Origin of the sequence: Streptomyces minutiscleroticus (genome assembly GCF_014650875.1) — a bacterium.
In the GTDB taxonomy this organism is placed as follows: domain Bacteria; phylum Actinomycetota; class Actinomycetes; order Streptomycetales; family Streptomycetaceae; genus Streptomyces; species Streptomyces minutiscleroticus.
The window spans coordinates 642,952-667,388 of record NZ_BMVU01000001.1; the positions used below are offsets into that span (position 1 = coordinate 642,952).

Here is a 24,437-nt window from a genome sequence, read left to right on the forward strand (position 1 = left end):
TCCGACCTCCGCCGCTCCCGGTCCGGTGCCCTCGCCGGACCGGCCGCCGGGGTGCGCGCGGACGGCCGGCGCACGGAAGCGCAGGCCCCGGCTCCGGCAGCCGCGGCCGCTCCGGGCCCCCGCCGGACCGGCCCCGCGGCTCCGGGCCGCGGTACGGTCCCGGCCGGGCCGGCCGTCGTGCCCGCTGCCCGCGTCCGGCCCGGTGCCGCGACCGTGACGCGGCCGGGCCCCACCGGCCAGGCGCCGCACGCCCCCGGCCGTCCGGGGCCCGCCGCCGCGTGTGCGGACGGCACCGGGTCCCGTACCGCCGCGAGCGGGGGAGGGGCCCCGGTTCCCGCCCTCTTCCCGGCCACCGTCCGGGCCGCCGTCCGGCCCCGTCCCGCCGTCGGCGCGGGCGTCTCCGGAGCCGTGCTGTCCCCGGCCGCCACCGGACGGGCCGCCGCCACGGCCGCCCGCGACCCCTACGCCCGCCTCGCCCGGGGATGCCGGCCGCGCGGCTGCCGCGCGCCCGCACGGCGCGTGCACGGCCGCCGCGTCCGCTACGTCATCGGCGACGAGCCGGGCCAGGTCAACGGCATGCGATGGCGCCGCCGCGTGCGCACGCGGCTCTTCCGCGGCTGATCCGGACCGTCCTCCCGCCCTGCCGGCGTCGGCAGACGCCTGACGGCGCCGGACGGCGGCCGACGCCCCGGCGGACCACCGCCCGGCACGGCAGTCGGCCGGTCCCGGACCGGTGGTCTCCGGCCTGGTGTCCGGCGCGGCAGTCGGCGGGTCCCGGCCCGGCCGTCTCCGCCCGGCCTGTGCCGGACCGCGGCAGCCGGCCGGTCGGACCGGTACCGCGGTCCGGCCCGTCCGGAGGCTCGCCGCCCGTCCGGAGGCCCCGCCCGCCGCCCGTTCCCGCGCCGCCCCCGGCGACGCCGGGGCGGACGGCCGGAGGGAGGCCGCCCGGAGCCGAGGCCCGGCCGTGTGCGTACGCGCGTCACCCGCGCGACCGTTTCCCGACGTCTTCGACCGGGGCCCGAGCCCCAGCGAGGTATCCGCATGCCCAGCGAGTTCTTCATTCCCGACCCCGACGGCGGGGTCCCCGGCGCCGAGGGCTACTTCGGCGCGTTCGGCGGCAAGTTCATCCCGGAGGCGCTGGTCGCCGCCGTGGACGAGGTCGCCGTCGAGTACGACAAGGCCAAGAACGACCCCGAGTTCGCCCGTGAGCTGGACGAACTGCTCGTCCACTACACCGGCCGGCCCAGCTCCCTCACCGAGGTGTCCCGGTTCGCCGAGCACGCCGGCGGCGCCCGGGTCTTCCTCAAGCGCGAGGACCTGAACCACACCGGCTCGCACAAGATCAACAATGTGCTCGGCCAGGCCCTGCTCACCAAGCGGATGGGCAAGACCCGCGTCATCGCCGAGACCGGCGCGGGCCAGCACGGCGTCGCGACCGCCACCGCCTGCGCGCTGTTCGGTCTCGAGTGCACGATCTACATGGGTGAGATCGACACGCAGCGCCAGGCCCTGAACGTGGCCCGCATGCGCATGCTGGGCGCCGAGGTCGTCGCGGTGAAGTCCGGCAGCCGCACCCTGAAGGACGCCATCAACGAGGCGTTCCGCGACTGGGTCGCCAACGTCGACCGCACCCACTACCTCTTCGGCACGGTCGCGGGCCCCCACCCCTTCCCGGCGATGGTGCGCGACTTCCACCGCGTCATCGGCGTGGAGGCCAGGCGGCAGATCCTCCAGCGCGCGGGCCGGCTGCCCGACGCCGCGATCGCCTGCGTGGGCGGCGGCTCCAACGCCATCGGCCTCTTCCACGCCTTCATCCCCGACGAGGGCGTGCGCCTGATCGGCTGCGAACCCGCCGGGCACGGCGTCGAGACCGGCGAGCACGCGGCGACCCTGACCGCCGGCGAGCCCGGCATCCTGCACGGGTCGCGCTCGTACGTCCTGCAGGACGACGAGGGGCAGATCACCGAGCCGTACTCGATCTCGGCCGGCCTGGACTACCCGGGCATCGGCCCCGAGCACGCCTACCTCAAGGACAGCGGCCGCGGCGAGTACCGCGCGGTCACCGACGACGCGGCCATGCGGGCGCTGCGCCTGCTGTCGCGCACCGAGGGCATCATCCCGGCCATCGAGAGCGCCCACGCCCTGGCCGGCGCCCTGGAGGTCGGCAGGGAGCTGGGCGAGGACGGGCTGATCGTCGTCAACCTGTCCGGGCGCGGCGACAAGGACATGGACACGGCCGCCCGTTACTTCGGCCTGTACGACACCGACGCGGCCGTCCCCGAGGACGCCGCCGACCTCGCCGAGATCGAGGAGGACGCCAAGTGAGCGGCAACGTCCAGCTGTTGAGCGACACCCTCGCCGCGGCGCGGGCCGAGGGCCGCGCCGCCCTGATCAGCTACCTCCCGGCCGGCTTCCCGACCGTGGACGGCGGCATCGCGGCGATCAGGGCCGTCTTCGACGGCGGCGCCGACGTCGTCGAGGTCGGGCTGCCGCACAGCGACCCGGTCCTGGACGGCCCCGTCATCCAGACCGCCGACGACATCGCCCTGCGCGGCGGCGTGCGGATCGCGGACGTCATGCGCACGGTCCGCGAGGCGTACGAGGCGACCGGCAAGCCCGTGCTCGTCATGACGTACTGGAACCCCGTCGACCGCTACGGCGTCGAGCGGTTCACCGCGGAACTGGCCGAGGCGGGCGGCGCCGGCTGCATCCTGCCCGACCTGCCCGTGCAGGAGTCCGCGCTGTGGCGCGAGCACGCGGAGAAGCACGGCCTCGCGACCGTCTTCGTCGTCGCCCCCAGCAGCAAGGACGCCCGCCTCGCCGAGATCACCGCGGCCGGCAGCGGCTTCGTGTACGCGGCCTCGCTGATGGGCGTCACCGGCACCCGCGAATCGGTGGGCGAGCAGGCCCAGGACCTGGTGCGGCGTACCAAGGCCACCACCGACCTGCCGGTCTGCGTCGGCCTCGGCGTCTCCAACGCCACCCAGGCCGCCGAGGTCGCGGGCTTCGCCGACGGCGTCATCGTCGGCTCCGCCTTCGTCAAGCTGCTGCTGGACGCCCCGGACGAGGCGGCCGGTCTGGAGGCCGTCCGGGCCCTCGCCGGGGACCTCGCCAAGGGCGTGCGCGGCACCGCGTAGGCGCTGTCCGGCCCGTGCCCGCGCGGACCGGACACCGTGATCACTCGAACGGGTGGACCTGGGACCGGGGAGGCGCGCTGCGCCTCCCCGGTTCGTTCTGCCGGATGTGAGCGAGAAGAACCGTGAGGGAAAGCGCACCGCCCGCGAGCGTCTGGCGGCCGAGCGCAAGAAGCAGAGGACCGCGGAGAAGCGCCGCCGGGGGCTGATCGTGGGCGGCGCCGTCGCCGGCGTGCTGGCCCTGGCCGCGGCCGGCGGCGTCCTGGCCGCGAGTGCGGGCAAGGACGACGGCGCCTCGGCGGGCCCGGTCGTCATCCCCTCCGGCGCCCAGGGCAAGGACGCCCTCGCGATCCCCGTCGGCGAGGACGGCGCCAGGTCGACCCTCACGGTGTGGGAGGACTTCCGCTGCCCGGTCTGCAAGACCTTCGAGGACGCCTACCGCTCCACGCTCCACGAGCTGACCGACTCGGGGCAGCTGAAGATCGAGTACCACTTCGCCACGATCATCGACGGGAACATGAGGGGCAGCGGCTCCCTGCGCGCGACCAACGCCGCCGCCTGCGCCCAGGACGCCGGGAAGTTCCCCGAGTACCACGACGTGCTGTACCAGAACCAGCCGCAGGAGGCGGACGACCGGTTCGCCGACAACGGCAGGCTGCTCGACCTGGCCGAGAAGGTCGACGGCCTGCGCACCGACGCGTTCGAGAAGTGCGTCGAGGACGGCACGCACGACAGCTGGGTCGCCAAGTCCGCCGCCGCCTTCCGCGAGAGCGGCCACCAGGGCACGCCGACCGTGCTGCTCAACGGCAAGCAGCTCTTCGAGGACGGGACGCTGACCCCGGACAAGTTCAAGCGGATGGTCGTGGAGGCGAACAAGGCGTAGCTCCCGGAGGGACCCGCTCCGGCGGGCCTTGTTATGGAGCCGTAGCCGGGTGGGCGGCCGCGCCCGACGCCCGGCACGGTAGCGTCGACCCTGCCATGGACCTTGCCTACATTCCCAGCCCGTCACGCGGGGTGCTGTACCTCGGCCCCCTTCCGCTGCGCGGCTATGCGTTCTGCATCATCATCGGCGTCTTCGTGGCCGTCTGGCTCGGCAACAAACGCTGGGTCGCCCGCGGCGGCCGGTCCGGCACCGTGGCCGACATCGCCGTCTGGGCGGTGCCGTTCGGCCTGGTCGGCGGCCGCCTCTACCACGTGATCACGGACTACGAGCTGTACTTCAGCGAGGGCCGCGACTGGGTGGACGCCTTCAAGGTCTGGGAGGGCGGCCTCGGCATCTGGGGCGCGATCGCGCTCGGCGCCGTCGGAGCCTGGATCGGCTGCCGGCGCCGGGGCATCCCGATGCCCGCGTACGCCGACGCCGTGGCGCCCGGCATCGCCGTCGCCCAGGCCCTGGGCCGCTGGGGCAACTGGTTCAACCAGGAGCTCTACGGCCGGGAGACCACCCTCCCCTGGGCGGTGAGGATCACTTCCTCGGAGGGCGGCCGCGTCCCGGGCACGTACCACCCGACGTTCCTGTACGAGTCGCTGTGGTGCATCGGCGTCGCGCTGCTGGTGATCTGGGCGGACCGCCGCTTCAAGCTCGGGCACGGCCGCGCCTTCGCGCTGTACGTCGCCGCGTACTGCGCGGGCCGCTTCTGGATCGAGTACATGCGCGTCGACGAGGCCCACCACATCCTGGGCCTGCGGCTGAACAACTGGACCGCCCTGCTGGTGTTCGTGCTCGCCGTGGTCTACATCGTGGTGTCGGCGCGGGTGCGGCCGGGCCGCGAGGAGGTCGTCGAGCCCGGCGCGGCCGAGGACACCGGCGCCGCCGAGGAGGCCGGTGACGGGACGGACGCGGACGAGAAGGAGTCGGCCGGGACGGCGGGCGAGCAGGACGGGACGGCGGGCGACGGGGCCTCCGCCGCTTCCGCGGACGGCGGGAAGCCCGAGGCCAAGGCCGAGGACGGGGCCGGATCCCTCAAGAAGAGCTGACCGCTCACACGTACGCGAGAAGGGGCGTCCCGGGGAGACCGGGGCGCCCCTTCTCTGTGTGCCTCGGTGTGCCCTCGGGCCGCCGGACCGCCCGCCACGGAGGGCGAAATCGCAGGTAAGTACGGCCTTCCTTGCTGGCGGGCCGGAAATGCGCGGCGTACTTTTGGTGTTGTCAAAGAATGGATTCAGTCCAAACAAGCACCATGAGGGGCCGGCGTGAGCATCATCGAGACCGAGGCGGCGCTGCACGAGGCGCACCGCGACAACCACACCCACCGGGACGTCAACGGGGGCTGGCTGCGGCCCGCCGTCTTCGGCGCGATGGACGGCCTGGTCTCCAACCTCGCCCTGATGACCGGCGTCGCCGGCGGGGACGTCAGCCAGCGGACCCTCGTCGTCACCGGGCTCGCGGGGCTGGCGGCCGGCGCCTTCTCGATGGCCGCGGGCGAGTACACCTCGGTCGCCTCCCAGCGCGAGCTGGTCGAGGCCGAGCTCGACGTCGAGCGCCGTGAGCTGCGCAAACACCCCCTGGACGAGGAGCGGGAGCTGGCCGAGCTCTATGTGGCCCGCGGGGTCGAGCCGGGGCTGGCCCGCGAGGTCGCCCGGCAGCTGTCCGCCGACCCCGAGCAGGCGCTGGAGATCCACGCCCGTGAGGAGCTGGGCGTCGACCCCGGCGACCTGCCCTCGCCCGCGGTGGCGGCCGTGTCGTCCTTCGGGTCGTTCGCGCTCGGCGCCCTGCTGCCGGTGCTGCCCTACCTGCTGGGCGCGAGCGCCCTGTGGCCCGCCGTGCTGCTGGCGCTGGCCGGGCTCTTCGCGTGCGGTGCGGTCGTGGCCAAGGTGACGGCCCGCTCCTGGTGGTTCAGCGGTCTGCGGCAACTCGCGCTGGGCGGGGCCGCGGCGGGTGTGACGTACGCCCTGGGCAGTCTGTTCGGAACGGCCGTAAACTGAGGCTGGAGCACTTATGCAAGGGACTGCATAAGTACCCGTTACCCGCTGGTTTCAAATCCATGACCACTGGGCATGAGCCGTAAGCGCCGCTGGCAATGACGCCTGCTCCGCACCCCACGCGACGGGCGACGAAGCCCTCCGCGCACGGGCCGTGGGGACCGATCTGTCCCCAAGCGCCCCCTTGACTTCGCCGCCACGAGCGGCACCTTGCCGCCACCAGCGGTGTCCGCATGTTGGAATGAACTATCCGCTTCCCGGGAGTCGCTCCATCATGTAACCTGCTCGAAATTTCGCCAGGGCCAGCGTCGTCCCTAATCACGCCCCCAGAGCCGGCCGCAAAGGCCTGGGAGGCCGCCCTCCCAGAGCACCGAAGCCGAGGCCTGGGAAGCACCCCCGCCCTCCCAGAGCCCCGAAAGCCTGCGAGGTATCCCCATCACGACGACGACGGGAGAGCCGATGCGTACGCCGCGCCAGCCGTCCCAGCACTCCGCGAGTGGCCAGAACTGGTCGTTCATGGATGCTCGCCCTGCCGCGCAGGGCATGTACGACCCGCGCAACGAGCACGACGCCTGCGGCGTCGGCTTCGTGGCCACCCTCACCGGTGAGGCGAGCCATGCGCTGGTCGAGCAGGCGCTGACCGTGCTCCGCAATCTGGAGCACCGCGGCGCCACCGGCTCCGAGCCGGACTCGGGCGACGGCGCGGGCCTGCTGTCCCAGGTGCCCCACGCCTTCTTCCGCGAGGTGGCCGGATTCGAGCTGCCCGAGGCGGGCGCCTACGCGGTCGGTATCGCCTTCCTGCCCGAGGACGGCGCCGCCGAGGCCGTCTCGCGCATCGAGACGATCGCCGCCGAGGAGAGCCTGACGGTGCTCGGCTGGCGCGAGGTCCCGGTCGCCCCCGAGCTGCTGGGCGCCACCGCCCGCTCGACGATGCCGGCCTTCCGCCAGATCTTCGTCGCCGACACCGTCGGCGCGAGCACGGGCATCGACCTCGACCGCAAGGCGTTCGTGCTGCGCAAGCGCGCCGAGCGCGAGGCGGGCGTCTACTTCCCGTCGCTGTCCGCGCGGACGATCGTCTACAAGGGCATGCTGACCACCGGCCAGCTGGAGCCCTTCTTCCCGGACCTGTCCGACCGCCGCTTCGCCTCCGCGATCGCGCTGGTCCACTCCCGGTTCTCCACCAACACCTTCCCGAGCTGGCCGCTGGCCCACCCGTACCGCTTCGTCGCGCACAACGGCGAGATCAACACGGTCAAGGGCAACCGCAACTGGATGCGCGCCCGCGAGTCGCAGCTCGCCTCGGAGCTGTTCGGCGGCGAGAACCTCGACCGGATCTTCCCCGTCTGCACGCCGGACGCCTCCGACTCCGCCTCCTTCGACGAGGTCCTGGAGCTGCTCCACCTCGGCGGCCGCTCCCTGCCGCACTCCGTGCTGATGATGATCCCGGAGGCGTGGGAGAACCACGACTCCATGGACCCGGCCAGGCGCGCCTTCTACCAGTACCACTCCACGATGATGGAGCCCTGGGACGGCCCGGCCTGCGTCACCTTCACCGACGGCACCCAGGTCGGCGCGGTCCTGGACCGCAACGGCCTGCGCCCGGGGCGCTACTGGGTCACCGACGACGGCCTCGTCGTCCTCGGCTCCGAGGTCGGCGTCCTCGACATCGACCCCGCCAAGGTGGTCCGCAAGGGCCGGCTGCAGCCCGGCCGGATGTTCCTCGTGGACACCGCCGAGCACCGCATCATCGAGGACGACGAGATCAAGGCCGACCTCGCCGCCGAGCAGCCGTACCAGGAGTGGCTGGAGGCCGGCGAGATCGAGCTCTCCGACCTGCCCGAGCGCGAGCACATCGTGCACACCCACGCCTCGGTCACCCGCCGCCAGCAGACCTTCGGCTACACCGAGGAGGAGCTGCGCGTCATCCTCGCGCCGATGGCCAAGGCCGGCGCCGAGCCGATCGGCTCCATGGGCACCGACTCGCCGATCGCCGCCCTGTCGACGCGCCCCCGCCTCCTCTTCGACTACTTCACCCAGCTCTTCGCGCAGGTCACCAACCCGCCGCTGGACGCCATCCGCGAGGAGCTCGTCACCTCGCTGCGCTCCTCCCTCGGCCCGCAGGGCAACCTGCTGGAGCCGACCGCCGCGTCCTGTCGCAGCGTCACCCTGCCCTTCCCGGTGATCGACAACGACGAGCTGGCCAAGCTCATCCACATCAACGCCGACGGCGACATGCCCGGCATGAAGGCCGCGACCCTGTCCGGCCTGTACCGGGTCTCCGGCGGCGGCGAGGCGCTGGCCGCGCGGATCGAGGAGATCTGCGCCGAGGCCGACGCCGCCATCGGCAACGGCGCCCGCCTGATCGTCCTGTCGGACCGCCACTCCGACGCCGAGCACGCGCCGATCCCGTCGCTGCTGCTCACCGCGGCCGTCCACCACCACCTCATCCGCACCAAGCAGCGCACCCAGGTGGGCCTGCTGGTCGAGGCGGGCGACGTCCGCGAGGTGCACCACGTCGCCCTGCTCATCGGCTACGGCGCCGCCGCGGTCAACCCGTACCTGGCGATGGAGTCCGTCGAGGACCTGGTCCGCGCCGGCACCTTCCTGCCCGGCATCGAGCCCGAGAAGGCCATCCGCAACCTGATCTACGCCCTGGGCAAGGGCGTGCTCAAGGTCATGTCCAAGATGGGCATCTCGACCGTCGCCTCCTACCGCGGCGCCCAGGTCTTCGAGGCCGTCGGCCTGGACGAGTCCTTCGTCGAGAAGTACTTCAACGGCACCGCCACCAAGATCGGCGGCGTCGGCATCGACGTCGTCGCCGAGGAGGTCGCCGCCCGCCACGCCAAGGCCTACCCGGTCTCCGGCATCGCCCCGGCGCACCGCGCGCTGGAGATCGGCGGCGAGTACCAGTGGCGCCGCGAGGGCGAGCCGCACCTGTTCGACCCGGAGACGGTCTTCCGCCTGCAGCACTCCACGCGCTCGGGCCGCTACGACATCTTCAAGAAGTACACGGACCGCGTGAACGAGCAGTCCGAGCGGCTGATGACGCTGCGCGGCCTGTTCGGCTTCAAGTCCGACCGCCCCTCGATCCCGGTCGAGGAGGTCGAGCCGGTCTCCGAGATCGTCAAGCGGTTCTCCACCGGCGCCATGTCGTACGGCTCGATCTCCCGCGAGGCGCACGAGACCCTGGCCATCGCCATGAACCAGCTGGGCGGCAAGTCCAACACCGGTGAGGGCGGCGAGGACCCGGAGCGCCTGTACGACCCGGCGCGCCGCTCCAGCATCAAGCAGGTGGCCTCCGGCCGCTTCGGCGTGACCTCCGAGTACCTGGTCAACGCCGACGACATCCAGATCAAGATGGCCCAGGGCGCCAAGCCCGGCGAGGGCGGCCAGCTGCCCGGCCACAAGGTGTACCCGTGGGTGGCCAAGACCCGGCACAGCACCCCCGGTGTCGGTCTGATCTCCCCGCCGCCGCACCACGACATCTACTCCATCGAGGACCTGGCGCAGCTGATCCACGACCTGAAGAACGCCAACCCGCAGGCCCGCATCCACGTGAAGCTGGTCTCCGAGGTCGGCGTCGGCACGGTCGCGGCCGGCGTGTCCAAGGCCCACGCGGACGTCGTGCTGATCTCCGGCCACGACGGCGGCACGGGCGCCTCGCCGCTCACCTCGCTGAAGCACGCGGGCGGCCCCTGGGAGCTCGGCCTCGCCGAGACCCAGCAGACGCTGCTGCTCAACGGCCTGCGCGACCGCATCGTGGTGCAGACCGACGGCCAGCTGAAGACCGGCCGCGACGTGGTCATCGCCGCGCTGCTCGGCGCCGAGGAGTTCGGCTTCGCGACCGCGCCGCTCGTCGTCTCCGGCTGCGTCATGATGCGCGTGTGCCACCTGGACACCTGCCCGGTCGGCATCGCCACCCAGAACCCGGTGCTGCGCGAGCGCTTCTCCGGCAAGGCCGAGTACGTGGTGAACTTCTTCCGGTTCATCGCGCAGGAGGTCCGCGAGCTCCTGGCCGAGCTGGGCTTCCGCTCCATCGAGGAGGCCGTCGGCCACGCCGAGGCGCTCGACGTGACCCGCGCGGTGAACCACTGGAAGGCGCAGGGCCTGGACCTGGAGCCGCTGTTCCACGTGCCCGAGCTGCCCGAGGGCGCGGTGCGCCACCAGCTGATCGCCCAGGACCACGGCCTGGAGAAGGCGCTCGACAACCAGCTGATCAAGCTGGCCGCCGACGCCCTGGCCGCGTCCGGCGCGGCCGAGGCCCAGCCGGTGCGCGCCCAGGTCCCGATCCGCAACATCAACCGCACGGTCGGCACCATGCTCGGCCACGAGGTGACGAAGAAGTTCGGCGGCGCGGGCCTGCCCGACGACACCATCGACATCACCTTCACCGGCTCCGCGGGCCAGTCCTTCGGCGCCTTCCTGCCGCGCGGTGTCACCCTGCGCCTGGAGGGCGACGCCAACGACTACGTCGGCAAGGGCCTGTCCGGCGGCCGCGTGATCGTCCGTCCCGACCGGGGCGCCGACCACCTGGCCGAGTACTCCACGATCGCGGGCAACACGATCGGCTACGGCGCCACCGGCGGCGAGCTGTTCCTGCGCGGCCGCACCGGCGAGCGCTTCTGCGTGCGCAACTCCGGCGCGCTGGTCGTCTCCGAGGGCGTGGGCGACCACGGCTGCGAGTACATGACCGGCGGTCACGCGGTCGTCCTCGGCGAGACGGGCCGCAACTTCGCGGCCGGCATGTCGGGCGGCGTCGCCTACGTGATCGACCTGAACCGCGACAACGTCAACGCCGGCAACGTCTCCGCGATCGAGGCCCTCGACGACGCGGACAAGCAGTGGCTGCACGACGTGGTGCGCCGGCACCAGGAGGAGACCGGCTCGACCGTGGCCGAGAAGCTCCTGGCGGAGTGGGACACGGCCGTGGACCGCTTCAGCAAGATCATCCCCAGCACGTACAAGGCAGTGCTCGCCGCCAAGGACGCCGCCGAGCGAGCCGGTCTCTCCGAGACCGAGATCACCGAGAAGATGATGGAGGCGGCGACCAATGGCTGATCCCAAGGGCTTTCTCAACCACGGCCGCGAGGTCGCCCGGACCCGTCCGGTCGAGGAGCGCGTCAAGGACTGGAACGAGGTCTACGTCCCCGGCTCCCTGCTGCCGATCATCAGCAAGCAGGCCAGCCGGTGCATGGACTGCGGCATCCCGTTCTGCCACAACGGCTGTCCGCTGGGGAACCTGATCCCCGAGTGGAACGACTACGCCTACCGCGAGGACTGGTCCTCGGCCTCCGAACGGCTGCACGCCACCAACAACTTCCCGGAGTTCACGGGCCGGCTGTGCCCCGCCCCGTGCGAGTCGGCGTGCGTGCTCGGCATCAACCAGCCCCCGGTGACCATCAAGAACGTCGAGGTCTCCATCATCGACAAGGCGTGGGACAGCGGTGACGTCAGGCCGCAGGCGCCCGAGCGCCTGTCGGGCAAGACGGTCGCGGTGATCGGTTCGGGCCCCGCCGGGCTCGCCGCCGCGCAGCAGCTGACCCGGGCCGGCCACACCGTCGCCGTCTACGAGCGCGCGGACCGCATCGGAGGCCTCCTCCGCTACGGCATCCCCGAGTTCAAGATGGAGAAGCGGCACATCAACCGCCGTATCGAGCAGATGCGCGCGGAGGGCACCAAGTTCCGCACCGGCGTGGAGGTCGGCCGGGACATCGACGCGGCCAAGCTGCGCCGCCGCTACGACGCCGTGGTCATCGCCGCCGGCTCCACCACCGCCCGCGACCTGCCCGTCCCGGGCCGCGAGCTCAAGGGCGTCTACCAGGCGATGGAGTACCTGCCGCTGGCCAACAAGGTGCAGGAGGGCGACTACGTCACCTCGCCGGTCTCGGCCGAGGGCAAGCACGTCGTCGTGATCGGCGGCGGTGACACCGGCGCGGACTGCGTGGGCACCGCCCACCGCCAGGGCGCGGCCTCCGTCACCCAGCTGGAGATCATGCCGAAGCCGGGCGAGGAGCGGAGCGAGGGCCAGCCCTGGCCGACGTTCCCGATGCTCTACAAGGTCACCTCCGCGCACGAGGAGGGCGGCGAGCGGGTCTACTCCGTCAACACCACCCACTTCGAGGGCGACGAGGACGGCAACGTCCAGTGGCTGCACCTGGTCGAGGTCGAGTTCGTCGACGGCAAGCTGACCTCCAAGCCGGGCACGGAGCGCAGGATCCCCGCCCAGCTGGTCACCCTGGCCATGGGCTTCACGGGCACCGACAAGGAGAACGGCCTGGTCGAGCAGTTCGGTCTGGACCTCGACGAGCGCGGCAACATCGCCCGCGACGCCGACTTCCAGACCAACGTGCCGGGCGTGTTCGTCGCCGGTGACGCGGGCCGCGGCCAGTCGCTGATCGTGTGGGCCATCGCGGAGGGCCGCTCGGCCGCCCGCGGCGTCGACCGCTTCCTCACGGGCGCCAGCGACCTGCCCGCCCCGATCCGCCCGACGGACCGCGCACTGATGGTCTGACCGCGGCACGCGGTACCGCGCCCGCGCGGTACCGCTCCGCACGCACCACCCGCACCACCCACAGGACGTCCGTACAAAGGCGTACGGAACCGAGCACGGCGCTTGCCCTGTCCCCGACCGGACGACGGCAGGCGCCGTGGCGCATACGGAGACCGGCGCCCGCCCCCGTCGTACGACGGGGGCGGGCGCCGGCGTGTGCAGAGGGGCGTCCCGGTCAGGGCACCCGGTAGGTCTCCCCGTACACCTGCCACTGCAGCGGGGTGTCCAGGCCCGTGTTGCCGTCGTGCAGGAACCGGCGCTGGGCGGTGTCGATGCGGCTGGTGTCGCGGTCGGGGCCCTTGGCCCGCTCCATGGCCTCGCGGCGGACGTCCAGGAAGATGTCGAGATACGCCTTCTCCTCGCCGCCCTGGGCGGGGGTGTCGGCCTCCTCCATGGCGCGCTCGCGCAGGCCGTAGAAGCCGTCCGGGTCGGTGTCGGGGCCGTGCAGGACCATCGCGTCGTAGTAGACGAACTGGCCCAGCGTGCCCAGGCCGTCGAGCTTGGCCAGCCGCACGGCCGGGTCGAAGTAGACGCGGTCGCGCTCGGTCTCCTGGGCCTCGCGGAACGCCTCGACCCGCGCCTCCGCCCGCCACGCGGCGGTGAAGCCGGGGTCCAGGCCCTCGTGGGAGTCGGTGCCGTCCACCTCGCGCAGCGCGGGCAGGTAGCGGGCGAGCCCGTTGCCGGGGTGGTCCTTCGTGTAGCGCTCGACGAGGGTGAGCAGGTCGTGGGTGCCGGTGCAGAAGCCGACGATGCCGGCGGTGTAGCCGTCGCCGTCGCCGGTGTCCTCTATGGAGCCGTACTGGCTGCGCCAGTCGAGCGTGGCGCTCTCCGCGCTCGTCACGATCTTCTGCGCCAGCTCCTTCTTCTCCGGCGCGGCGAGCCCGGGCGGCATGCTCGCGACCGCCGCGTCGTCGGCCTCGCGCTCGGCCTCCTCCTTGGCCGCCCGGGCGTCCTGGTCCTGGCTCTGCGCCGCCGCCGTCGTGCTCCCGCCGTCCCGCGACCCGGACTCGGCGGGCGAGAACAGGTAGACCACCGCCGTGACGGCGACGGGGACGGTGACGAAGAGCAGACAGCCGGCGCGTTTCATGGGGGACAGGGTAAGCGGGGTTTCGGCCACCGGCCGATCCCGTTCCCGAACTGGTATCCGATTGCGGGGGGTTGGGCGCCCCCCTCCCTACGGCCGCCCGGACGGTCCGCGCGTGCGCCGCGGGTCAGACCGCGCCGTCGCGCAGCGCCGCCGCCCTGACGGCGGCGAGGAGCACGAGCAGCACCAGGGCGCCCGCGCACGCGGCGGCCTGCACCGCGCTCCGGCGCGGCCCCCGGGGCGCGTACGCGAGGGCCGCCGTGACCGCGCCGCCCGTCAGCAGCCCGCCGAGGTGCCCCTGCCAGGAGGTCAGCCCCGCCGAGACGAGCAGCCAGATCAGCAGGCCCGCCATGAACCGGTCGACACCGCGCGGGTCGCCGCCGAGCCGGCGGGCCGTGACGTAGTACGCCGCCCCCAGACCGAAGATCGCGCCCGAGGCGCCGACGGTGGGCACGTCCGGCGCGAGCAGCAGCACGAGCACCGAGCCGCCGAGCGCCGACAGCAGGTACAGCGCGAGGTACCGGACGCGGCCGAGCTGCGCCTCGACGGCCCGGCCCACCATCCACAGCAGGACCATGTTCAGCACGACGTGCAGCACGCCGAACGTGCCGTCGGTGGGCGGCAGATGCAGGAACGCCCCGGTCAGCAGCCGGTACCACTCCCCGGCGACGACGCCCTCCGGCTCGTAGCCCGGCGGGTACGCGTCCTGCCAGACGTAGTGCCCGCCGTCCGGTCCCGCCAGCCCCGCGCCCAGCGTCTCGAAGCGGTCCACGATCTCGGGGCGCACCAGCTCGGCCAGGTAGACCAGCAGGTTGAGGCAGATCAGCGCCGACGTCACGCCGGGCGCCCCGAAGACCCGGCCGCCGAACGCCGTGCGGGCCCGCCGCACGCACCGCGGACACCGGGGACCCGCGGCCGCCCCGCGCCTGCAGTCCGGGCAGACGTACCGGTCGCAGCGGCCGCAGCGGACGTGCGCCCCGGCCCCCGGATGGCGGTGGCAGACGGCGACCGCGGACTCCGGAGGGAGGGGGGAGGGGGACTCGGGTTCCACGACCGGGCTCCTCGGGAGGCGCGTGAACGCGGGGACGGGGGACGGGCGTCGGGGGCGGCGGGCCGGTGGGGACGGCGACCGACAACATAACCGACCGGCGGCCCGCCGCAGCGGCACGGCTTCCGCGCACGCTCGCCATCCCGCCGTCCGGCCCGGGAGCGCGGGTATGGCCGCGATCGGTCTCGACAAGGCGGAGCGCACCGCCCCGCGCCGGCCGGCCTCTCCGAGCGGGCGGGCGCGCCCCGGCCGGGAACGGGCCGGACCGGACGGAGCGCCGCCGCCCACCCGGCCGTCGGCCGCTCCGGCTCGACGCGGCCGTACCGCGGGGACGGCCGCGTGCGGGCGCTCGCCGACCGCGTCCTCGGGCTCTTGGCACACCGGGACGACGGCGGGTCCGTGCCGGTGATGTTCTCCTCCGCCGCCTCCTCCGCCGCCTCCGCCGCCGCCTCCGCCGCCGCCGCCTCCGCCGACGCCGCCGCCTCCGCCGCCGCCTCCGCCGCCCCCGCCTCCGCCGATGCCGACGCGGTGACGCGCGTGACCGACCCGCGCGAGGCCGCGACCGCCTCCCGCCGGTGCCGCCCCCGGCCTGCCGGTGCCGCACCCGGCCCGGCGGGTACCGCACCCGGCCCGGTCGGTGTCGACGCGGCCCGGCCGGTGCTGTACGCGGCCCTGCGGGCAGCCGTACGAGGTCCGCCGGTCCGCCGGTCCGTGGGGGCGGCGGACCGGCGCCGCCCCCACTTCCACCGATCTGCGTACCGCAACCCGGCGCCGGGAACGCTGGACCCCGGCCGCCCAGGTCGCGAGGATGCCCGGCAGGGGCGGCGCCGCGGAGGTGGGCCACAGGATGGACGTTCCGTTCGTGGGGCGCGGGGACTGCCTCGCGCTGCTCGCGCAGGCGCGTGAGGGGGCGCGCGACGGCCGGCCCCGCCGCGTGCTCGTCGAGGGCCCGGCCGGCATCGGCAAGACGGCCCTCGTCCGCCGGTTCCTGGGCGAGGGCCCGGCCGTGCTGTACGCGGCGGGGGAGGAGGCCGAGTCCGCCCTCGACTTCGGGCTGCTGGAACGGCTGCTCGGCACCCGCGCGCGCTGGCCCGACGCGCACGCGGCCGGAGCGGCCCTGCTGGAGGCGCTCGACGAGGCGCAGACGGAGCGGGCGCCCGTCGCGCTCGCCGTCGACGACGCCCAGTGGGCCGACCAGCCCTCGCTGCAGGCCCTGGCGTTCGCCGTGCGGCGGCTGCGCGCCGACCGGGTGCTGGTGCTCCTCGTGGTCCGGGACGCGGCGGAGGCCCGGCTGCCCGAGGGGCTGCGCCGGCTGTTCACCGAGGACGACGCCGTACGGGTCCGCGTCGACGGACTCGCCCCCGCCGACCTGCGGCGGCTCGCCGGCGCGCTGGGGGTGCGCGGCCTGACCGCGCGCGCCGCGGCCCGGCTGCACGCCCACACCGCGGGCAACCCCCTGTACGCCAGGGCCCTGCTGGAGCAGGAGGGCGACGGGCTCCTCGACGCCCTCGCCGAGCCCGACGTCGCCCCGCCCGCCCCCAGGTCCTTCACGGCGCTGGTCCTGGCCAGGCTCGCCGCCTGCTCCCCGGCGGCCGACGCCCTGGTGTGCGCCGCGTCCGTGCTGGGCGCGCACTGCGTGCTGACCGACGCCTGGGAGGTGGCCGCGGCGGACCTGCTCGCGGCGGACCACGAGGACGCCGAGGTGCTCACCGCCCTGGAGGAGGCGGCCGGCGCCGGCCTGCTCACCGAGGCGCCCGGCGACCCGGTGATCCGCTTCCCGCACCCCCTGGTGCACGCCGCCGTCTACCACCAGCTCGGCCCGTCCCGCCGCGGCGCCCTGCACCTGCGGGCCGCCCGCACCGTCGGCGACCCGGCGCAGCGGCTGCGCCACCGGGCCCTGGCCGCACCCGGCCCCGACCCCGGCCTCGCGGCGGAACTCGCCACGCTGGGGCGTGGCTTCGCCGCCACCGGCGCCTGGCACAACGCCGCCGGGCAGCTGTCGGCGGCGGCCCGGCTGAGCGGCGACACCGCCCGCTACGAGCGGTACACCCTGGAGGCCGTCGAGTGCGCGCTGCTCGCCGGGGACGTCCCCGACGTGGGCGAGGCGGCCGAGCGGATCGCCCGCTTCGCCCCCGGCGGCTGGCGCAGCTATCTGCTCGGCCGGCTCAGCCTGTACGACCTGGAGCGGGCGGAGGAACTGCTCACCGACGCCTGGCGGCGCTGCGACCCGGCCGCCGAACCCCGCCTCGCGGCCCGGATCGCGGGCCAGTTCGCCGCGCTGCACGGCAGCATGGCGCACGGCGGCGAGATGGCCGAGTGGGCCGGACTCGCGCTGCGGCTCGCCCCCGACGACACCGCCACCGACCTGATCCGCTACCTGCGCCTCAGCGGCCTCGCCCTGAACGGCGAGGCCGTCCCGGCGCTCGCCGCGCTCGGCCCGCTGCCCGACCCCGTCCTCGCGGGACCGGCCGAACTGGAGGAGCTGCTCGGCCGCGGCACCCTGCGCGCGTGGACCGGCGACCTCACCGGCGCCGTACGGGACCTGCGGGGCGTCCTCGGGGTCTGCCGCGACCGCGCCGCCTCCTTCCGGGTGGTCTGCGCGACCGCGCTGGCCTCCGCCGAGTACCGGGCCGGCCACTGGGACGACGTGGTCGTCCACACCGGTCTGGCCCTGTCGCTCGCCGACGACACCGACCAGCCGCACATCGCCCTGTACTGCCGGCTGCTCGCCGCGCTGGTGCACTCCGCGCGCGGCGCCTTCGAGGAGGCCCGCGCCCACGCGCGCGTCAACCGCGACTACGCCGCGGGCGGGCACGTCCACCCCACCCTGTGGGCCGCGCTCGCCGAGGCCCAGCTCGCCCGCGCCGAGGGCCGGCCCGAGGGCGTCGCGCTGGCGCTGGGACCGCTGCCCGGCCTCGCCGCCCGCGGCGACCTGCTGGAACCGGGCGGCATCCCCTGGTCCGACCTGCTGGCCGAGGCCCGGGCCGCGCTCGGCGACGACAAGGGCGCCGAGCAGGCCCTCGCCCCGTACGAGACGCTCGCCGCGCGGCGCGGGCACCGCACGGCGATGCTGGCGGCCGCCCGAGCCCGGGGCGTCCTGGAGGCGGGGCGCGGCGACGCCGGGGCCGCCGAACGCGCCTTCCGCGCGGGCCTGGAGCACGCCGCGCACGTCGAGGCGCCCTTCGACCGCGCGCTGCTGCACCTGGCCTACGGCTCGTTCCTGCGCCGGGCCGGCCGCCGCACCCGCGCGGGCGAGCAGCTGACGCGCGCCCGCGACCTCCTCGCCCGCCTGGGCGCGGCCCCCGACCTGGCGCGCTGCGAGCGGGAGCTGGCCGCGTGCGGCGTCGGTCCGGCCGAGCGCGAGCCGCGCGTCCGGGGCACCGACGGGCTGACCGCGCAGGAGCTCGCGGTGGCCCGCCTGGTGATCTCCGGCCTCACCAACCGGCAGGTGGCGCGCGAGCTGGTGATCAGCGTGAAGACGGTCGAGTACCACCTGGGCCGGATCTTCACCAAGCTCGGCGTGGACTCCCGCACCCGCCTCACGGCCGTCCTGGCCGACGCGTCCTAGGCCCTGTCGCCAGACTCCCGCCTGCCACGCGACACCTGGTGCGTGCGGCCGCCCCGCGGGCGACGACGGGAGTTCGACGACAGGACCCAGCCGGTCACCGGACCCCGGCGAGGGGACCTAGGAATTTCCCCGGGGCATACCCCGGGGCGCCGGGACGGCCGGTTCCGTACCGTCTGTGGGGCCTTCGCGGTGCACCGGCCGCCGGACACGGGGGGTTTGGCGGTCCACCGTCCCAGGTGGTGCGAGACCGGCGCGCGCCGACCGGGCGGCTCCCGGCGGCACCGGCCGACCACGGTGGCACGGAGGCGGGCAGGGCCGTCGTCCGTCGACGGGAGAGTCGGACGGCGGTCCTGCGCTGTGGCGTGTGCGCACCGGGCGGAGGCGGGACGGCCGTCCTCCGTCCCTCGTCCCCCGCCGTCCCCCGTCCTCGCTGTTTTTCGTCCTTCGCCGTCCCTCGTCCTCGCTGTTTTTCGTCCTTCGCCGTCCCTCGTCCTCGCTGTTCCTCGTCCTCCGCCGTCCCTCGTCCTCCGCCCCGCGGCCCCGGCCCCGCGCACGCCCCCGGCGCCACGGGCCGGGTCACGTGTCGCACTCCAGCACCGTGCGGCACAGACCGCAGCGCGCCCGCACCCGCCCCCGCACCGGCACCCGGATGCGCTGGTGGCAGGTCGGGCACGGGAAGGACACGCGCAGCGGACCCCCGGCGTCCGGCGTGAACGCGTACGGCACGCCCGGCGTCGGGCCGGGGGAGGAGGACTCCTGGGCGCGCCGGCGGTCGCGCGCGTACCGGCGGCGGCCCGCCCAGCCGGCCGCCGTCAGCGGCGGCTGCCGCGCGTCGGATCGGGCCCGCGCCAGGCCCTCGGCGTACGCGGTGTACGCCTGCGGGCTGGTGAACCACACCGCCGGGTCCTCGCCGAACGCCAGGGCCCGCTTGGCCAGCACGTACCCGAACTCCTCCGGGGTCAGATAGCCCAGCTTCTGCGACGAGGCGGCGTCCTCGCGGTAGGCGTCGAGCAGCAGCCAGCCCGCGCCCAGGTAGGCGGCCGCGGTGTCGGTGAGGATCTCGTTGTCGCGCGTGCCCGGGAACGTCAGGTCCAGGCGGTGCAGCAGGACGTGCGTCACCTCGTGCGCGAGGGCCGCGCCGATGTCCCGGCGGTGGGTGCGGAAGCGGTCGTTCAGCTCGACGAAGTACTCGGGACCGGCGGCCAGTTCGACGTTCGCGGCGTGCCGCATCGCGCGGAAGGCGACGATCATGCGGGCGTCCGGCAGCCGGTAGTGCCGCACCAGCTCGCGGGCCACCCGCTGCGCGCCCAGGTGCAGGTCGTCGGTGTCGCAGAACGCCACGTCCGCGGGGGCCACGCTGGTGCCGAAGGAGTGGACGCTGTCGTACGAGAGCCGCCGGTACAGCGCGGTGATCGCCGCCCGCACCGTGTCCAGGTGCGGGTAGCCGTGCTCGACCGGTCCGTCGTTCGCCACGCCCGCACCCCCACGGAGCCGCCTGAACCTCCCCCCACTCTAGGACGACGGCCCCGGCCCACCCAGCCCCGCGCCCGCCCGCCGCCGGCTCGGCCCGGTCCGCCCCGGCGTCGGCCTCCGGCACGGGGCGCTGCCCGTGGTCGGCCCCCGCGTCCCCGGCCACCACGTGGCCGGGGACGTCAGCGCGGGCGACGGCTGGTCCGAGGGCGCCGACGGCCGCCGCCGGACCGCCGCCGAGCGCGCCGCCCGGCACGGCATGACCACCGACCGGCTGCGCGCCGCCGTGCGCCGCGACGCAGGCCGCACCCCCGAGGAGTACCTGCCCGGCATCCGCCCGGGCCGCGCCGAGGACCTCCTCGCCACCGCCGACCCGCCCGTCGCGGCCGCGGCCCGCCGGGCCGGCTACGACGCCCCCGCCCGCTTCCCCCGGCCGGTCACCCGCCGGGCGGCCACCGCCCCCGTCCGCTTCCGCGCCCGGCGGGGCCGCACCGTCCCCGGCGGCAGGCGCCACCAGGTGGCCGGTCCCGGCGGCCCACCGGCGGCCGACGGCACCCCGGACCCTTAGGGTGGACGCCCATGAGCACCCGCAGCACGGACGACACCGCCGTCCCCGGAGCCGAGGGCTCCGCCGGAGCCGGCGCCCACCGCAACGATCCGGCCAGCCCTCGCACCCCGGGAGCCCGTCCCGCCCCCGACGTCGACCCCGCCGTCCGCGAGGAGCTCGGCGCCCTGCGCGACAGCATCGACAACATCGACGCCGCCGTGGTGCACATGCTCGCCGAACGCTTCAAGTGCACCCAGCAGGTCGGGCGGCTCAAGGCGCTCCACCACCTGCCGCCCGCCGACCCGGCCCGCGAGGCCCGGCAGATCGACCGGCTGCGCCGGCTCGCCGAGAGCGCCAAACTCGACCCGGCGTTCGCCGAGAAGCTCCTCAACTTCATCATCGCCGAGGTCATCCGCCATCACGAGCGCCTCGCGGAGGACGCGCAGACCACCCGCTGACCCCTGCCGCGGGCCCGTGCCCGCGGCACGGCGGAAAACCTTCGACGTTGTCGGCATATCCTCTCGGCGCGTGCGCCGAAATACGGCATCGTTCCCTCTGCACCCCCAGCACTCCTTACGGCCGACGGGTATCCACCGTCCGCGGATTCGGGCAGAAGCTGTTGTTCCAAGCGAGGGGACGTCGCTCCATGCCGCCGGATGCCAAGATCCTCATCGTCGACGACCATGAGGACACGCTGTACGCACTCGAGAGCGCCCTGGCCCCGCTGGGGTACCGGATCACCCGCGCCACCAGCGGCGACGAGGCCCTCAAACAGGTTCTGCGCGGCCAGGTCGGGCTGCTTCTCCTCGACGTCCGCATGCCCGGCGTCAGCGGCCTCGACGTCGTCCGCTACATGCGCCGCCTGGAACAGACGAGAAACATCCCCGTCGTCCTCGTCACCGGCTTCGGCCCCAACAGCGAACTCGCCACCACCGCCTTCCGGCTCGGCGTCGCCGACCTGGTCATGAAGCCCATCGACCCCTGGACGCTGCGTACCAAGATCCGCTACCTGTACGACTACCACCGCCGCTGCCAGGCGCTCGAACAGGAGGTCCGCGACCTGCGGGCCCGCGTCAAGGAGGAGAACGACGCCGGGCACCTCCCGGCCCGCGCCCACTCCGACACCGCCCGCGTCCCCCTCGCCCGGTCCCGCCCCCACGAACACGAACGCGAACAGGACAGAACCGCCTGACCACCCGTGTCCTGAGCGCCCGACCGCCGGTGTCCCACGAGCACCCGACCGCCCGTGTCCCACGAGCACCCGGCGGATCGAGAGGCCGGCGGTCCGACGGCCCGGCCGCCTCCGAGCCGCTCCTCCCGACCCGGCTCCGAGTCCGTCCGTCCCGCCCGCCGCACCCGCTCCCGCCCCCGGTGAGCCGCCCGCCGAAGCACCTCCCCGCACCCGGCGCACCTCCCCGCACCCGGCGCAGTCCGCCGGACCCGTCCGGTGTCCAGTACAACCGCCTCACGGGGTCACCCCTGTGCCCGGCCGAGCCCATCAGGCAGCATGTCCCCATGTCCGTACTGACGCGCGCCGAAGCGCAGACCCGTGCCAGGCTCCTCGACGTCCACCGCTACCGCGTCGAACTCGACCTCACCGGCGGCGACGAGACCTTCGGCTCCCGCACCACGATCCGCTTCACCGCCCGCGCCACCGCGGACACCTTCGTCGAGCTCAAGCCCGCCGCGCTGCGCTCCGCCGCCCTCGACGGACACCCCCTGGACCCGGCGGACCTCGACGGCGGCCGGTTCCCCCTGAAGGACCTCGCCGCCGGCGAGCACGAACTCGTCGTCGACGCCGAGATGCGCTACTCCCGCACCGGCGAGGGCATGCACCGCTTCACCGACCCCAGCGACGGCGAGACCTACCTCTACACCCAGCTCTTCCTCGACGACGTCCAGCGCGTCTTCGCCGCCTTCGACCAGCCCGACCTCAAGGCCGTCTTCGACCTGGAGATCACCGCGCCCGAGGGCTGGACCGTCCTCGCCAACAGCGTCACCGAGGACCTCGGCGGCGGCCGCTGGCGCGCCGCGACCACCCCGCCGATCTCCACCTACCTCGTCGCCGTCGCCGCGGGCCCCTGGCACTCCGTGCGCACCCGCCACCGCGGCCTGCCCTTCGGCATCCACTGCCGCCGCTCCCTGGCCCCGTACCTCGACGCCGACGCCGAGGAGATCCTCGACATCACCCGCGCCTGCTTCGACCGCTACCACGAGAGGTTCGACGAGCCCTACCCCTTCGACTCCTACGACCAGGCGTTCGTCCCCGAGTTCAACGCCGGCGCCATGGAGAACCCCGGCCTCGTCACCTTCCGCGACGAGTACGTCTTCCGCTCCGCCGTCACCGACACCGAGCGCCAGACCCGCGCCGTCGTCGTCGCCCACGAGATGGCCCACATGTGGTTCGGCGACCTCGTCACCCTCAAGTGGTGGGACGACATCTGGCTCAACGAGTCCTTCGCCGAGTACATGGGCTACCAGATCCTCACCGAGGCCACCCGTTTCACCGGCACCTGGACCGACTTCGGCATCGCCCGCAAGGCCTGGGGCTACGACGCCGACCAGCGCCCCTCCACCCACCCCGTCGCCCCCGACGCCGTCCCCGACACCGCCTCCGCACTGCTCAACTTCGACGGCATCTCCTACGCCAAGGGCGCGTCCGCCCTGCGCCAGCTCGTCACCTGGCTCGGCGAGAAGGACTTCCTCGCCGGCATCAACACCCACTTCACCCGGCACAAGTTCGCCAACGCCACCCTGGCCGACCTCATCGAGTCCCTCGCCTCGGCCACCGACCGCGACGTCCACGCCTGGGCCGAGACCTGGCTGCGCACCACCGGCGTCGACATCCTCACCGCCGCCGTCGACGCCCGTCCCGGCGACTGGACCCTCGCCCTCGACCACCGCGGCGGCCGCCCGCACCGCATCGCCGTCGGCGTCTACGAGCGCGAACTCACCGGGGACCGCGCCCTCGTCCTGCGCGAACGCTACGAGACCGACGTCCCCGGCGCCCCGGAGACACGGCGCGGCCCCCGCCCCGCCCTCGTCGTCCCCAACGACCAGGACCTCTCCTACACCAAGATCCGCCTGGACGCGGCGTCCCAGGAGACCGCCCTGCGCTGCCTCTCCGGCGTCCCCGACCCCCTCACCCGCACCGTCCTGTGGAACGCGCTGCGCGACATGGTCCGCGACGGCGACCTCGCACCCGCCGCGTACCTGGAGGCCGCCCGCACCCACCTCCCCGAGGAGAGCGACCTCGCGATCGTGCAGGGCGTCCTCGCCTTCGCCGTCACCCAGGTCACCGACCGCCTCCTGCCCGCCGCCGGGCGCCCCGCCGCCCTCGCCACCCTCACCGACCTGTGCCGCGACCTGATCCGCCGCACCGAGGACGGCGACCACCCCGGACTGCGCCTGACCGCCGTACGGCACCTCATCGACGTCGCCGCCCACCCCGACACCCTCGCCGCCTGGCTCTCCGAGGGCACCGTCCCCGGCGGCCCCGAACTCGACCCCGAGCTGCGCTGGCGCATCCTCGGCCGCCTCGCCGTCCTCGGCGCGATCGACGACGTCGTCATCGAGGCCGAACTCGTCCAGGACCCCAGCGCCACCGGCCAGGAGGGAGCCGCCCGCTGCCGCGCCGCCCTGCCCGACCCCGACGCCAAGCGCGCCGCCTGGGACGCCCTCTTCCACCGCGACGACCTGTCCAACTACCTGTTCACCGCCACCGCCCAGGGCTTCTGGCAGCCCGAGCAGGCCGACCTCACCCGCACCTACGTCCCGCGCTACTTCACCGACGTCGTCGCCGTGGCCGCCCGCCGGGGCCCCGCCATCGCCGAGGCCGCCGGACGGTACGCCTTCCCCGCCCACGCCGTCGACCCCGGGACCCTGCGCCTGGGGCACGCCTGCCTCGACGGGGACGGCCCCACCCCCGCCCTGCGCCGCAAGCTCACCGACCAGCTCGACGACCTGGCCCGCGCCCTGCGCGTCCGAGAGGCCCACGGGGACTGACCGGACCCGCCCGCACACGCCGACGGCGCCGGCGCCCCGCGAAGGGGCACCGGCGCCGTCGGCGTACGCTCCGGAGGACCGAGGACCGAGGACCGAGGACCCGGGGACC

16 protein-coding genes are annotated in these 24,437 nt (G+C 74.5%); 13 read left to right on the forward strand and 3 right to left on the reverse strand.

The genetic code is table 11. The annotated features are described in order from the left end of the window. Positions 1-213 precede the first annotated feature (213 nt). From trpM to IE271_RS02640, 8 genes are all read left to right on the forward strand, one after another. Positions 214-621, forward strand: coding sequence for a tryptophan biosynthesis modulator TrpM (gene trpM / locus IE271_RS43835; RefSeq protein ID WP_229919081.1), 408 nt, complete (start codon positions 214-216; stop codon positions 619-621). Positions 622-1,041: 420 nt separating this feature from the next. Continuing rightward, positions 1,042-2,325 (forward strand): tryptophan synthase subunit beta, encoded by a 1,284-nt coding sequence (gene trpB / locus IE271_RS02610; RefSeq protein ID WP_190188443.1) that lies wholly within the window; start codon positions 1,042-1,044, stop codon positions 2,323-2,325. After that, entirely contained in the window at positions 2,322-3,137 is an 816-nt protein-coding gene (gene trpA / locus IE271_RS02615; RefSeq protein ID WP_190188444.1) for a tryptophan synthase subunit alpha, read from the forward strand. The genes trpB and trpA overlap by 4 nt, the downstream gene beginning before the upstream one ends. A 106-nt stretch (positions 3,138-3,243) precedes the next feature. Further along, positions 3,244-4,017 carry a DsbA family protein gene (locus tag IE271_RS02620; protein ID WP_190188445.1) on the forward strand — a complete coding sequence of 258 codons (774 nt, stop codon included), beginning with the start codon at positions 3,244-3,246 and terminating at the stop codon, positions 4,015-4,017. 95 nt (positions 4,018-4,112) lie between these two features. Then, a complete protein-coding gene (gene lgt, locus IE271_RS02625) occupies positions 4,113-5,111 on the forward strand; it encodes a prolipoprotein diacylglyceryl transferase (protein WP_190188446.1) in 999 nt (332 codons plus the stop codon). Between the two features lie 216 nt (positions 5,112-5,327). Further along, a complete protein-coding gene (locus IE271_RS02630; protein WP_190188447.1) occupies positions 5,328-6,059 on the forward strand; it encodes a VIT1/CCC1 transporter family protein in 732 nt (243 codons plus the stop codon). Positions 6,060-6,515: 456 nt separating this feature from the next. Further along, the gene (gene gltB, locus IE271_RS02635) at positions 6,516-11,114 is read left to right on the forward strand and encodes a glutamate synthase large subunit (RefSeq protein ID WP_190188448.1); all 4,599 of its coding nucleotides are present in this window, start codon (positions 6,516-6,518) and stop codon (positions 11,112-11,114) included. Further along, positions 11,107-12,567 (forward strand): glutamate synthase subunit beta, encoded by a 1,461-nt coding sequence (locus IE271_RS02640; protein ID WP_190188449.1) that lies wholly within the window; start codon positions 11,107-11,109, stop codon positions 12,565-12,567. The genes gltB and IE271_RS02640 overlap by 8 nt, the downstream gene beginning before the upstream one ends. Positions 12,568-12,781: 214 nt before the next feature. On the opposite strand, the gene IE271_RS02645 is transcribed toward IE271_RS02640, so the two are convergent. Next, a complete protein-coding gene (locus IE271_RS02645; protein WP_190188450.1) occupies positions 12,782-13,693 on the reverse strand; it encodes a chitosanase in 912 nt (303 codons plus the stop codon). Between the two features lie 124 nt (positions 13,694-13,817). Next, the gene (locus IE271_RS02650) at positions 13,818-14,741 is read right to left on the reverse strand and encodes a rhomboid family intramembrane serine protease (protein WP_190188451.1); all 924 of its coding nucleotides are present in this window, start codon (positions 14,739-14,741) and stop codon (positions 13,818-13,820) included. Between the two features lie 844 nt (positions 14,742-15,585). Between IE271_RS02650 and IE271_RS43240 the strand changes: the two genes are divergently transcribed. Further along, complete coding sequence (locus IE271_RS43240; RefSeq protein WP_268256165.1) at positions 15,586-18,306, forward strand: helix-turn-helix transcriptional regulator; 2,721 nt, start codon at positions 15,586-15,588, stop codon at positions 18,304-18,306. Between the two features lie 576 nt (positions 18,307-18,882). Here the strand turns inward: IE271_RS43240 and IE271_RS02660 are convergent. Continuing rightward, a complete protein-coding gene (locus tag IE271_RS02660; RefSeq protein ID WP_190188453.1) occupies positions 18,883-19,779 on the reverse strand; it encodes a hypothetical protein in 897 nt (298 codons plus the stop codon). Positions 19,780-19,915: 136 nt separating this feature from the next. Here IE271_RS02660 and IE271_RS02665 point away from each other — a divergent pair, with 136 nt between their 5' ends. The 4 genes from IE271_RS02665 to pepN all read left to right on the forward strand — a co-directional run bounded on the left by IE271_RS02665 (position 19,916) and on the right by pepN (position 24,328). Further along, complete coding sequence (locus IE271_RS02665) at positions 19,916-20,344, forward strand: helix-turn-helix domain-containing protein (protein WP_229919082.1); 429 nt, start codon at positions 19,916-19,918, stop codon at positions 20,342-20,344. 11 nt (positions 20,345-20,355) lie between these two features. Further along, positions 20,356-20,781: a chorismate mutase gene (locus IE271_RS02670; RefSeq protein ID WP_190188454.1), complete on the forward strand. Its 426-nt coding sequence runs from the start codon at positions 20,356-20,358 to the stop codon at positions 20,779-20,781. A gap of 188 nt (positions 20,782-20,969) precedes the next feature. Further along, complete coding sequence (locus IE271_RS02675) at positions 20,970-21,515, forward strand: response regulator (RefSeq protein ID WP_190188455.1); 546 nt, start codon at positions 20,970-20,972, stop codon at positions 21,513-21,515. 323 nt (positions 21,516-21,838) lie between these two features. After that, on the forward strand, positions 21,839-24,328 hold the full coding sequence (gene pepN / locus IE271_RS02680) for an aminopeptidase N (RefSeq protein WP_190188456.1): 2,490 nt from the start codon (positions 21,839-21,841) through the stop codon (positions 24,326-24,328). The last annotated feature ends 109 nt before the right edge of the window (positions 24,329-24,437 follow it).